The sequence below is a fragment of the Mycobacterium sp. SMC-21 genome (assembly GCF_045310825.1).
Lineage (GTDB): Bacteria > Actinomycetota > Actinomycetes > Mycobacteriales > Mycobacteriaceae > Mycobacterium.
This window is the reverse complement of record NZ_JBJIAO010000066.1, coordinates 1-11,464: the sequence shown is the minus strand read 5'-3', so window position 1 is coordinate 11,464 and position 11,464 is coordinate 1. Positions and strand designations below refer to the sequence as shown.

Here is an 11,464-nt window from a genome sequence, read left to right as displayed (position 1 = left end):
TGCACCTCAACCGATCACACCAAAAACCCGAAACAGCACTCGCTGCTTGACATAGGAGCAATGGCCGCTCGCGGGAAAAGGCTAGGAAGACAGGGCAGCGACCAGGACCGGGCCGCAGAGTTCCCGCTGCCAGGGCCGGGCGCCGGCCGCGGCCAGGAACTCATCGACCGCGGCGGCGACGTCGGGAACCGGCTGCCAGTCCCAGCACAGCCGCCGCACGGTCTCCGGCGTCAGCAGATTCTCGGTCGGTACCGACACCCGCTCGGACAGCAGCGTCAGCCCGCTGCGGCAGGCCTCCAGCCGTTCGAACGCCTCGGGCTTGCGGCGCGACCACCGCGCCGGTGGCGGCAGCCCATTGTTCGGTTCGGACGCCGGCGGATCGGCCTCCCGGGCCCGGGCCAACGCGTCGAGCCACACCTGCGCGCTGCGCTTCTGTCGCGAGCCGCCGAAAATCGGTAGCGCCGTGAGCTTTTCGATGGTGTCCGGATTGGCGACGGCCGCGGAGATGATCGCCGCGTCGGGCAGGATTCGGCCGGGCGCGATGTCCCGCCGCTGCGCGATCAGGTCGCGGGTCTGCCACAGTTCGCGCACCGCGGCCAGGGCCTGACCGTTGCGAACCTTGTGGATGCCCGACGTCCGCCGCCAGCGGTCGCGCCGAGTCGGGCTCGGTTCGACAGTCCGCATGTACTCGAATTCCTGTGCGGCCCATTCGGTTTTGCCCTGCGCCTCGAGTTCCGCGGCCACTGCGGCCCGCAGTTCCAGCAGTACCTCGACGTCCAGTGCTGCGTAGTTCAGCCAGTCCGCCGGCAGCGGGCGCTTCGACCAGTCGGCGGCGCCGTGGCCCTTCTTCAACCCCAGCCCCAGCAACCGCTGCACCATGGCCGCGAGGTTCACCCGGTCGTAGCCGGCGAGCCGTCCGCCCAGCTCGGTGTCGTACAGCGACGGCGGCCTCATGCCCAGTTCGGCCAGGCACGGCAGATCCTGGTCGGCCGCGTGCAGGATCCACTCGTCGGTGTTGACGACCTCGGCCACCGGCGCCAGCGCCTTCAGCGGGTCGATGCCGTGGCTGACGGGGTCGATCAACACCGTGCCGGCACCCGCACGGCGAATCTGGATCAGGTAGGCCCGGTTGGAGTAGCGGAAGCCCGAAGCCCGCTCGGCATCGATCGCGAATGCGCCGTGGCCGGACGCCAGAAGCTCACCGGCGCGGGCGATGTCGCTCGCGTAGACGGCGACGGGTGGCACGCCGTCGGCAGGTGCCAGCAGGGGAGTGATGTCGGGATCGTCGTCAGACGTCTCGACCGGATCAGCGTCAGTCATGCGGTCACGCGCGGGTGCGCGAACCCAGATCGGTCACGCCCGCAGGCGGCAGTCCGGCGGCGTGCTCGAGCACCTCACAGAACGCCTGCACATGCGGTCCCAACTCGAGCGACGTCGCGGTCCACGACGCCCGCAGCTCCAGCTGGTGGGCGCGCGGCGGGCCGGAGATGTCGCCGTAGCGCACCGACGTCGTGGCAGTGACGGTGCCGCCCAGCGCGGTGACGCCGTCGGCGTGCGACTCGAGCGCATCGACCAGCCAGCTCCACGCCACCTCGGGCAGCAGTGGGTCGACGGCCTCGGTGGAGTCCAGATCAGCCTGGATGTAGGCGACGAGACGCATGGTGCCGTCCCAGGCTTCAGCGCCTTCGGGATCGTGCAGCAGGATCAGACGTCCGAAGGCGTCGCCCTCCGAGCTTTCCGGGACCACGGAGGCGTCGGGATGACGCACCTCTGCGCCCAGCGCGTAGCTGAAGGGAGCCAGCCGCTGGGGCGGACGGATCGGGCCGAGTTCGATCTCCGGGCGCACGGTGGCGGCGTTCATTGCCGCAACAGCAGTGCGGAATTGGGCCGGCTCGGCGGAGGTCACATTCTGGGACGCTAGCCCGATCAGGCCGGTCGCGTAAGCAGGCGCGCCGATAGCCCGATATTTGGCCGCGCGACAGGGTATAAGCGGCCGATGCGGACATGGCAGCATTAGCGGTGATGAGCACCCGTCGTGAACTGCCGCAATCGCCCTATCTGGCTGCCGCCACCGGCCGCACCCCGGACCGGACCCCGGTGTGGATGATGCGGCAGGCCGGCCGGTCCCTGCCCGAATACCGCGCCCTGCGCGCCACCCACACCATGCTCTCGGCGTGTTTCAACCCCGAGCTGGTCTGCGAGATCACCATGCAGCCGGTGCGCCGTCACGGCGTCGACGCCGCCATCTTGTTCTCGGACATCGTGGTGCCGCTCAAGGCCGCCGGGATCGATCTGGACATCGTGCCGGACGTCGGCCCGGTGATCGCTCACCCGATTCGCACCCCGGATGACGTCGAGGGCATCAAGCCGCTCGAGCCGCATCAGGTGGCGCCGGTGGCGGAGGCCATCGGCCTGCTCACCAGGGAACTGGGCGACGTGCCGCTGATCGGTTTCGCCGGTGCGCCGTTCACGCTCGCGTCCTACCTCGTGGAGGGCGGCCCGAGCCGTAACCATGAGAAGACCAAGGCCATGATGCTCGGCGAATCGGCGACGTGGCATGACCTGATGGAGAAGCTGACCGACCTCACCATCGAGTTCCTGAGCGCCCAGCTGGCCGCCGGCGTCGACGCGATCCAGCTGTTCGACTCCTGGGCCGGCACCCTGTCACTCGCCGACTACCGGGACTACGTGCTGCCGCACAGCTCCCGCATCTTCGCCGCCCTGAAAGACCACGGCGTCCCGATGACGCACTTCGGCGTCGGCACCGCCGAGCTCCTGGGGGCCATGGGCGAAGCCGGCGCGACGGTGGTCGGCGTCGACTGGCGCACCAACCTCGTCGACGCCGCGGGCCGGGTCGGTCCGGGCAAGGCCCTGCAGGGCAACCTCGATCCGGTCGTCCTGCTGGCGGGCTGGCGCGTGGTCGACGACGCCGTCCGCCAGGTTGTCGCGGACGGGCGCCGGGCCGTCGAGGCCGGTGCCGCCGGGCACATCTTCAACCTCGGCCACGGGGTGTTGCCGTCTACCGATCCCGGTGTGGTCACCGAAGCGGTGGCGCTGGCCCATTCGTTGTGAGCCACGCATGAGCAAGACGTATTGCGTTGTCGGCGGGGGCATTTCGGGTCTGGTCGCGGCGTACCGGCTGCGCCAGGCCGACCCTGCGGCACGCATCACGATCTTCGATCCGGCCGACCGGCTGGGTGGTGTCCTGCGCACCGAACGGCTCGCCGGTCAGACCCTGGACGTCGGCGCCGAGGCCTTCGTGGCCCGTCGGCCCGAGGTCACGTCGCTGCTGAAAGAGTTGGGCCTGCGGCAGATCGGCACCACCGGCGTCCGCCCGCTGATCTACAGCGGCGGCCGGTTGCACCCGATGCCCGAGGGCACCATGCAGGGCATCCCCGGGCCGGGCGCGAACCTGCGCGGCCTGGTCGACGACGCGACACTGGCGCAGATCGCGAGCGAGCCGAACCGACCCCTCAACTGGCAGCTGGATGCCGACCCGACCGTCGCACAGTTGGTCGGTGACCGGTTCGGCGCCCAGGTGGTGACCCGGTCGGTCGACCCGCTGCTGGCCGGTGTCTATGCCGGTTCGGCCAAGACCATCGGCATCCGCAGTGCGGTGCCCGCGCTGGCCGCCGCGCTCGATCGCGGCGCCCCGAGTCTGACGGCGGCGGTCGCCTCGGTGCTGGCCGCGGCGCCACCCACGAGCGCCTCGGTGTTCGGCGCGGTCGACGGCGGGTACGCCGTCCTCCTCGACGAACTGGTCCGGCGGACCGGCGCCCAGTGGGCGCAGGTCGGTATCGAGGCACTGGATTCGGTGGGCCGGGCCTGGCAACTGCGTGACGACGAGAGCAAGTACTGGTCGGCCGACGCCGTGGTGCTGGCGCTGCCGGCGCCGCGCGTGGCCAAGCTGCTCGAGAACATCGCGCCGGGCAGTGCGGCCATGGCGCGGTTGATCCCCATCGCGTCCGCGGCAGTCGTTGCCCTCGCGCTGCCCGGCGGCACACCGCTGCCGCAGCAGTCCGGCGTCCTGATGGCCGCGGGAGAAGCGTTGCACTCCAAGGCGATAACCCTCACGTCGCGCAAGTGGGGACGCGGCGGCAACGTCGAGCTGTTGCGGTTGTCGTACGGCCGGTTCGGTGACGATCTGGCCCGCAACGTCGGCGACGACCGGCTGCTGGCATGGTCGCTGGAGGACCTGCGGGCGCTGTTCGGGATCACCGCCGAGCCGGTGGACTACCTGGTGCAGCGCTGGATCGATGCCATGCCGCAGTACGGTCCGGGGCACCTCGAACTCGTCGACGAGCTGCGCGCCGGGCTGCCCACGGGACTGGCCGTCGCGGGTGGCTATCTGGACGGCATCGGAGTGCCGGCGTGCGTGGCGTCGGGAACCCGGGCGGCCATGGAGGTGGTCGGTGGCGGCGTTCCGCGATAGGGCACGATAGACGCATGGCCAAGCTCGATTACGACGCCCTCAACGCGGTGACCCGGTACATGATGATCTCGGTCTTCGCGGTGCAGCCGGACGAGTTGCCGGCGGACGAGAAGTCGCGGGCCGGCATCGCCGCCGAGACTGCCGCGTACCTCAAGAAGCGCGAAGACGCGGGCGTCGTCGTCCGTGGGCTGTACGACGTGGCGGGCTTCCGGGCCGACGCCGACTTCATGATGTGGACCCACGCCGAGCGCGTCGAGGACCTGCAGGCCACCTACACCGGCTTCCGTCGCACGGCGCTGGGTGCCGCCACCGAGCCGGTGTGGAGCGCCGTCGCGTTGCACCGTCCGGCCGAGTTCAACAAGAGCCACCTGCCGGCGTTCATCGCGGGCGAGGACCCGGGCGACTACATCTGCGTCTACCCGTTCGTGCGGTCGCTGGATTGGTACCTGCTGCCCGACGACGATCGTCGCCGCATGCTGGTCGAGCACGGCATGGGTGGCCGCGAGTACCCCGATGTCCGCGCCAACACCGTGCCGGCGTTCGCGCTGGGTGACTACGAGTGGATTCTCGCCTTCGAGGGTCCGGACCTGGCTCGCATCGTCGAGCTGATGTGGAAGCTGCGCTACACCGACGCGCGCCGGCACGTCCGCGAGGAGACGCCGTTCTTCACCGGCCCGCGCGTCGGCATCGAGCAGTTGGTCGCCAACCTGCCCTGACCGAGTCAGAGGTCGGACTCGGCGGTCACCCGCCCAGCGGCGACAGCGTCGCGCAGCGCGGTGAAATCGCGCTCGTTCTGGTCGGCGTAGGCCTCGGCGAACCGGGTCAATGCGGTATCGGCGGCATCGCTGCTGCCGAGGTAGGCGGCGATCGCGATGCGATCGCCCGTGCGGGAGTGGGCCCGGGCCAGTGCGTGGGCGCAGGCCCGTCCGTAGTCGGCCAGCAGCTTCGGGCTCGATGTCTGCACCGACACCGCACCTTTCCAGTCGTGGAGCTGGCGGACGTAGTAGTCGGCCTCGTAGCCGTCCGGCCCGACGGCGTGCAGCCACCCGAGCAGGATGTCGCTGCTGGCCTGCATCAGCCGTTGCCCGACCGAAACCCGTTGGGCGGCATTCGCATACGCGCTGGCGCCGAGGAACCGCTCCAGGACCGACGGCTGGGCCTCCTTCATCTGCAGCAGTAGCGGATCGCCGCTGTCGCGCCCGGTCAGCAGCACGATCCACGCCCGCAGACCGACACTGCCGACGCCGACCACCTTGCGCGCCATGGTCACGTAGTCGAACCGCTCGATGAGGACCCGCCTGCTGTCTTCCAGGCTGTCGCGGTAGCGCTGCATGAACGGGGTCATCTGCTGCTCGTATTGCCGGGCCCGGTCCGCGCCGACCAGTTCCTCGATGGGGACCACCAACGGCGGTCGGCTGATGAGCCGGCTCTGGCCGTCGACCGTTTCGGCCAGCTTCGCGACGGCCTGGAGACTGTCATGGGCGCGGGCCTTGGCCGCGGTCTGCTGGATCTCGCGGGCGAACTTGGTGTCGACGCTGTTCTGCAACTCGGCGTCCACGGTGGTCTGGGTGTACCAGGCCGCCAGTTCGCCCATGCCGGCCAGCTCCTGCATACGGGTGCGGTAGCCGCTGACGCAGCTGCGGACCACCTCCGCGCGGGCGTCTGCTTGAAAGCCGTTGTCCCGGCCGGCGATTGCCAGACTCACCACCAACCGCTTCACGTCCCATTCCCACGGCCCGGGCAGGGTCTCGTCGAAGTCGTTGACGTCGAACACCAGATTGCGTTCGGGTGAGCCGAACAGGCCGAAGTTGCACAGGTGGGCATCGCCGCACAGTTGCGCGGTCAGCCCGGTGTGTGGGCCGGCCGCCAAATCTGAGGCCATGATCAGGGCCGCGCCGCGATAGAACGCCAGTGCCGAGGTCAGCATCCGGCCGTATCGGATGGGGACGAGGTCGGCGATCCGGGAGGTCGCCTGCGACTGCAGCAGAGCTACCGGGTCGGGGCGGTCGGCGGTGATGTGGACGTCGGCCAGCGCCGCTCGGGGGAGCCTGGCGCGGGCGACGCGCCCGGCATCGCGGCGTTCCTGCACCGACTGCTTCATCAGCCGACCGCGGTCCCGAACAGCAGGCCCAGCACGTACGTCACCGCGGCCGCGCCATAGCCGATCATCAACTGGCGCAACGCTCGTCGCAGCGGCGGGCCGCCGGAGAGCAGGCCGACGATCATGCCCGTGGAGAGCAACGCCAGCCCGACCAGGACCGCCGAGACGACGACGGCCGTGATGCCGGTGAGCCCGAACAGGTAGGGCAGCACGGGGATCAGCGCGCCGGACGCGAAGAACAGAAAGCTGGACACCGCGGCGCGCAAACCGGTGCCCACGGCTTCGTGCTTCTCGGTCGACACCTCGCCCAGCGGCGAGTCGGCCAAGGCGCCCGCCCGTAGGCTCGCGAACACGTCGGCGGCGCGGGCGGCCGCGTCCTCGGGGCTCATCCCGCGGGCCCGGTACACCAGCTCGAGTTCGTTGGCGTCGACGTCGAGCGCCCGTACGGCGGTGCCCGCGGTGGCGCTGGGCGTCGACGCCTCGAGCAGTTCGAGTTGCGAGTTGACCGAGACGTACTCGCCGGCGCCCATCGACAGGGCCCCGGCGATCAGCCCCGCGAGTCCGGTGGCCAGGATCGTCGCGCTCGACACCCCGGTGGCGCCGATGCCCAGGACCAGTGCCAGGTTGCTGACGAGCCCGTCGTTGGCGCCGAACACCGCGGCGCGGAAGCTGCCCGACAGCTGGTCGCGGCCTCTACTGGCAAGGGCGCGAACAACTTCCATGTGGATGCGCTCGTCGGCGGCCATGGTCGGCGTGGCGTCGACGTCGGTTTCGTACTCCGAGCGCGCTTCGGCCCGTTGCGCCAGCGCGAGGGTGAACACCGAGCCGAGGTGCCGGGCGAGAAACCCGAGGGCCCGGGTCCGCAGGTCGGGCCGATGCGGCTTGCCCACCTGATCGCCGAGCAGCGTCAGCCAGTGCTTCTCGTGCCGGCCTTCCGCGAGAGCGAGTTCGAGCAGGATGTCGCGTTCGGCGCCCTGACGGCGCTGCGCCAGATCGCGGTAGACGGCAGCTTCGGCGCGTTCGTTGGCCAGGTGCTGCCGCCACCGCCGCAACTGTGCGTCGGTGGGCTGCGCGACCACGTGTCAGCTCTCGGCCGGAACCAGGCGAAGCGAGATCGAGTTGATGCAGTAGCGCTGGTCGGTCGGGGTCGGGTAGCCCTCGCCCTCGAAGACGTGTCCGAGGTGACTGTGGCAGTTGGCGCACAGCACCTCGACGCGTCGCATGCCGAGGCTGTTGTCGGCCCGCAGGATCACCGCGTCCGAGTCGGCCGGGTCGAAGAACGACGGCCAGCCGCAATGGGAATCGAACTTCTCGGTGCTGCGGAACAGCTCGGCGCCGCAGGCCCGGCACTGGTAGACGCCCTCGGTCTTGGTGTCGGTGTATTCGCCGACGAACGGGCGTTCCGTCCCGGCCTCGCGCAGCACGTGGAACTCGGCGGGAGTCAGTTTCTCCCGCCACTGAGAGTCGGTGAGTTCAACTTTCGGCGGCGGAATGCTCATGCGCTCACGCTACCCGTGGGAGCGGGCTGAGGCTTGGACAACCACAACGGGTCGATGCCCTGGTCCAGCCGGCCGTCCTTCTTGGCGTCGAGGTAGCGGAAGTACAGCACGCAGAACACCACGACGAGCATCAGCGACCAGCCGTAGGTGATCTTGATGTACTCGAGGAACCGGCCGGTCGTCGGCCACCGCCACATGAGCCAGCGGTCCATGGTGAGGAAGCCGTACACCGCGAGCCACGCCGGCCAGCTGCGGATCGTCGACCGCGGCAGTACCACTGTCATCAGGAACGGGAACAGCATCATCGAGTAGTAGCCCTGCGCCAGCGACAGCACCAGCCACGAGGTGATCAGCAGGACGCCCGACGACGTCAGCATCCAGAACAGCTGGTCGCGCTCGCGGTAGTAGCGGTACAACAGCCACAGGCTGGCCGCCGCAAGCACCACGAAAGCGATGCGCAGCAGCATGATCAGCCACATCGGCAGGCCGTAGTAGATGCCGTTGCCGAGGACCGAACTGTTGAAGTAGTCGCGGGTCTGGAAGATGTAGGGCACGGTGTTGCGCACGAAGCCCATCGGGTCGGCCGACAGCGGCCAGGCCACGGCGTTGAAGACCAGCGGTACCGCGAACGCGGCGACCAGGGCCCGCCACTGCCGGTTCAGCAGCGGCAGCAGCAGCAGGACGCCCAGGAGTGGCTTGAGCACCAGGGTCAGTCCGATGGCGGCTCCGGCCAGCCATTCGTGGTTCTTCTTGCCGTCCAGCAGCCAGGTGAAGAACAGCACCTCGGCCAGCAGGATGCAGCCGTTGACGTTGGTGAAAACCAGTGTGTTGGTGACCGATTCGGTGCAGTACATGGCCAGCAGGAGGGCGGGCAACGCCACCGACGTCAACGAGAACTTGAACAGCCGTACCAGAAGGCAGGCAGCGATGATGATCGCGATCGAGTTGATCGCGACGAACCAGAACCGCGACGCGAACTCCGGCAGGAACCCGAACGGCGACAGCAGCAGGGTGCCGCCGGGCGGGTACAGGTAGTGCGGGTCGACGTAGTTGAAGTGCTCGTTGTAGATGGCCCAGTGCCGCCGGAAGTTCGACACCGCGCGGTACACCGGACCGAAGTCATCGGTGATGTAACCGTTGGTCGTCAGCACGTAGCTGCGGTGGATGATCGACACGATCGCGATGGGCCACAGCGCATTGCGAACGATATTCGCGGTGCTCTGTGGGCCGGTGCGGGGACCGAAGACGCTCAGGAGCGATAGAGGGCGCGTCACCACCGAACCCTATAACGGGGTGCCGGACCGGCTTGCTAGGCCGGGCAGAACGTGTCGGTGTCCGGCAGCTTGCCGGTGGTCAGGTAGCCCTGCACCGGGGGCAGGGCACACGCCGTCGTGTAGACGAGGGTGCCGTGGCCGGTGCCCTGCCACATGACACGGCGGCTGTTGTTGCCCGCGTTGATCGCCATGGCCGCCACGGCGGCGACGCCATCGCCGCCCACGATGGCGTCGTTGTGGGTGCCCAGCAACAGGATCGGCACCTTCAGTTCCTTGGGGGCCGCGGGTGCGGGACTGCTGGGCCAGCTCAGGCACGGCGCCAGGCTCAGCGCCCCGACGGCGCCGAACTGCGGGTACTTCTTGGGCCAGGCCACCAGCAGTTCGCGGACGCGGTCCGGGGTGGGGCGGTTGACGGAGTCGTCGCATCGGTTGACGAACTGCCCGTCGGTCTGGCGCGTGTCCTCGGCCGTCTTGCTCAGCGCGTTGAGCGCGGTGGCGTCGCCGCCGCGGGCGGCGGCCAGCGCACCGGCGAGGGACAGGGTGTTGGCCAGCCCGTCGCCGCGCGGGTAGCCCAGCGCCGTGGTGATCGACTCGACCAGACCGGCCGTCGACGCGCCGCCGGCACCGCGCCCGGCCCGGGCCTCGGCCAGCATGCCGTCGATGGCGCCCTTGGGATCCGGACCCAGCGGGCAATTGTTGGCCACGCATTGTGCGGCGAACGCGTCGAGCGCCGCCTGCTGGCCCTTGACCCGCTGTTCGGCCGTCGCTTCGGCGGAGATGCCCAGCGGCAAGGGGGAGTCCAGCACCAGCCGGGCGACCTTGGTGGGGTGCGACGCCGCGTAGGCCAGCGCGATCTGGGCGCCGTTGCCGATGCCGAGAACGGCGAGCGCGGGCACGTCCCAGGTGCTGCGCAGCCGCTCCAGATCCTCGGCCGAGTGCGCGTTGTCGTAGGCCGACTCGCCCGGCGCGATGCTGTCGGTGCAGTCGGTGGTGGCCGAGGTCGCGACCTTCGCCAGGTTGGCCACCTGGTCGTCGCCCGCCAGGAACTGGGCCTGGTCCAGGAGGTCCTGCCGGTCATTGCTCGACACACAGCTCAGCGGTGCGGACATTCCCATACCGCGGCGGTCGACGGCCACGACGGGGCGCGACTTCAACAGGTCGACGCCGCCGCGCTGCAGCCACACCGGCAGTTGGTGCGACGTCGGGATGTCCGATCCGGTGGTCATGACGATCGGTCCGGCGTCGGCCGGTGTCGTCGCCAGCCGGGCCCGCACCACACCGATGCTGACGGTCCCGGCGGAGCCGCCCAGGGAATCGAGATCGGCGTCGTAGTCGGAGCAGTCCAGGATGACGCCGGGCACGGCCGGCACCGTCGCGTCGCCGAACACCCGGGACGTGCATTCATGCCACGTCATGTCCTTCTTCGGCACGGCGATCGGCGGCGGCCCGTCGGGTGTCTTGGAGGTGGTTGCCGCACCCTGTGGGCGTGCGCCGGAGTCGGTGACGTAGCGAGGGTTGGCGGCCAGCAACGGAGCGCATCCCGCGACGACCGTAGACAGCACCACGGTCGACAGGCTCAGGGCCGGGAGCAGCAGGCGGCGACGCATGGCCACCACAGTAGCGATGCCGGTGGGTGAGACCGGTCAGCGGACGTAGCGCGTGTACAGGTAACCCGCGGTATCGGTGAGGACGTGGCTGCGGCGCAGCCGGGTGTGTGCCTCGCCGGGGCCCGAGGCGATCCGCCGGGCGAATCCACCGACCAGGATCGGCGCAATGGTCACACACATCTCGTCGATCAGGTCTTCCTCGATCAGCATGTTCAGTACGGACGGTCCGCCTTCGGTCAGCACCCGGCGCAGCCCGCGCTCGCCGAGGATGCGCAGCACGGCGTGCGGGTCGACGCGGTCGGGGGCGGTTCCGGAGGCGTCGATGACCTCGGCGAGCCCGGTGAACCGGCGGCAGGTGTCGTCGATGCTATCGCGGCTGGTGAGGATCAGCGGCGGTACTTCGGTGCGGGTGAAGAACTTGGCGTCGTGCGGGATGTCGGCGCTGTGCGTGATCACCGCGATCGGCGGCACCTCGAGCAATGATCAGAACCTGTGGATGAGCCTTGGTAGGGCGGCGTGAATGTGGGCGCGCCTTCCCGGGGATGATCACA

Annotated in this window: 10 protein-coding genes and 1 pseudogene; 3 read left to right on the top strand and 8 right to left on the bottom strand. The window is 69.6% G+C overall.

All coding sequences use genetic code 11. The features are described 5' to 3' along the window. Window positions 1-81 precede the first annotated feature (81 nt). Together ACJH6H_RS29025 and ACJH6H_RS29020 are read right to left on the bottom strand one after the other, a co-directional pair. A complete protein-coding gene (locus tag ACJH6H_RS29025; protein ID WP_212811669.1) occupies window positions 82-1,320 on the bottom strand; it encodes a ribonuclease D in 1,239 nt (412 codons plus the stop codon). 4 nt (window positions 1,321-1,324) lie between these two features. Next, window positions 1,325-1,861, bottom strand: a complete 537-nt coding sequence (locus ACJH6H_RS29020; RefSeq protein ID WP_020101815.1) for a DUF3000 domain-containing protein — start codon at window positions 1,859-1,861, stop codon at window positions 1,325-1,327. Between the two features lie 161 nt (window positions 1,862-2,022). Here ACJH6H_RS29020 and hemE point away from each other — a divergent pair, with 161 nt between their 5' ends. The 3 genes from hemE to hemQ are packed head-to-tail and all read left to right on the top strand — an operon-like array spanning window position 2,023 to window position 5,148. After that, complete coding sequence (hemE, locus tag ACJH6H_RS29015) at window positions 2,023-3,072, top strand: uroporphyrinogen decarboxylase (protein WP_406776328.1); 1,050 nt, start codon at window positions 2,023-2,025, stop codon at window positions 3,070-3,072. Window positions 3,073-3,079: 7 nt separating this feature from the next. Further along, window positions 3,080-4,432 carry a protoporphyrinogen oxidase gene (locus ACJH6H_RS29010; protein WP_406776327.1) on the top strand — a complete coding sequence of 451 codons (1,353 nt, stop codon included), beginning with the start codon at window positions 3,080-3,082 and terminating at the stop codon, window positions 4,430-4,432. Window positions 4,433-4,446: 14 nt separating this feature from the next. Further along, entirely contained in the window at window positions 4,447-5,148 is a 702-nt protein-coding gene (gene hemQ, locus ACJH6H_RS29005) for a hydrogen peroxide-dependent heme synthase (RefSeq protein WP_020101812.1), read from the top strand. Between the two features lie 5 nt (window positions 5,149-5,153). On the opposite strand, the gene ACJH6H_RS29000 is transcribed toward hemQ, so the two are convergent. From ACJH6H_RS29000 to ACJH6H_RS28975, 6 genes and pseudogenes are all read right to left on the bottom strand, one after another. Continuing rightward, window positions 5,154-6,533 (bottom strand): DUF2252 domain-containing protein, encoded by a 1,380-nt coding sequence (locus ACJH6H_RS29000; protein WP_406776326.1) that lies wholly within the window; start codon window positions 6,531-6,533, stop codon window positions 5,154-5,156. Beyond that, window positions 6,533-7,612 carry a VIT1/CCC1 transporter family protein gene (locus ACJH6H_RS28995; protein WP_406776325.1) on the bottom strand — a complete coding sequence of 360 codons (1,080 nt, stop codon included), beginning with the start codon at window positions 7,610-7,612 and terminating at the stop codon, window positions 6,533-6,535. Before ACJH6H_RS28995 ends, ACJH6H_RS29000 begins: the two co-directional genes overlap by 1 nt. 3 nt (window positions 7,613-7,615) lie before the next feature. Continuing rightward, window positions 7,616-8,032 carry a peptide-methionine (R)-S-oxide reductase MsrB gene (gene msrB / locus ACJH6H_RS28990; RefSeq protein ID WP_212811659.1) on the bottom strand — a complete coding sequence of 139 codons (417 nt, stop codon included), beginning with the start codon at window positions 8,030-8,032 and terminating at the stop codon, window positions 7,616-7,618. Beyond that, on the bottom strand, window positions 8,029-9,306 hold the full coding sequence (gene aftC, locus ACJH6H_RS28985; protein WP_406776324.1) for an arabinofuranan 3-O-arabinosyltransferase: 1,278 nt from the start codon (window positions 9,304-9,306) through the stop codon (window positions 8,029-8,031). The genes msrB and aftC overlap by 4 nt, the downstream gene beginning before the upstream one ends. A gap of 35 nt (window positions 9,307-9,341) precedes the next feature. After that, the gene (locus ACJH6H_RS28980; RefSeq protein ID WP_204158322.1) at window positions 9,342-10,913 is read right to left on the bottom strand and encodes an alpha/beta fold hydrolase; all 1,572 of its coding nucleotides are present in this window, start codon (window positions 10,911-10,913) and stop codon (window positions 9,342-9,344) included. 36 nt (window positions 10,914-10,949) lie between these two features. Next, window positions 10,950-11,387, bottom strand: a pseudogene (locus tag ACJH6H_RS28975) (dihydrofolate reductase family protein); the annotation flags it as partial. Window positions 11,388-11,464 lie beyond the last annotated feature (77 nt).

Excerpts from the sequence above, each read along its gene's own strand:
- hemQ (WP_020101812.1), top strand. The coding sequence starts at position 4,447 with ATGGCCAAGCTCGATTACGACGCCCTCAACGCGGTGACCCGGTACATG.
- hemE (WP_406776328.1), top strand. The coding sequence starts at position 2,023 with ATGAGCACCCGTCGTGAACTGCCGCAATCGCCCTATCTGGCTGCCGCC.
- ACJH6H_RS29000 (WP_406776326.1), bottom strand. The coding sequence starts at position 6,533 with ATGAAGCAGTCGGTGCAGGAACGCCGCGATGCCGGGCGCGTCGCCCGC.
- ACJH6H_RS29020 (WP_020101815.1), bottom strand. The coding sequence starts at position 1,861 with ATGAACGCCGCCACCGTGCGCCCGGAGATCGAACTCGGCCCGATCCGT.
- ACJH6H_RS28980 (WP_204158322.1), bottom strand. The coding sequence starts at position 10,913 with ATGCGTCGCCGCCTGCTGCTCCCGGCCCTGAGCCTGTCGACCGTGGTG.
- ACJH6H_RS29010 (WP_406776327.1), top strand. The coding sequence starts at position 3,080 with ATGAGCAAGACGTATTGCGTTGTCGGCGGGGGCATTTCGGGTCTGGTC.
- msrB (WP_212811659.1), bottom strand. The coding sequence starts at position 8,032 with ATGAGCATTCCGCCGCCGAAAGTTGAACTCACCGACTCTCAGTGGCGG.
- ACJH6H_RS29025 (WP_212811669.1), bottom strand. The coding sequence starts at position 1,320 with ATGACTGACGCTGATCCGGTCGAGACGTCTGACGACGATCCCGACATC.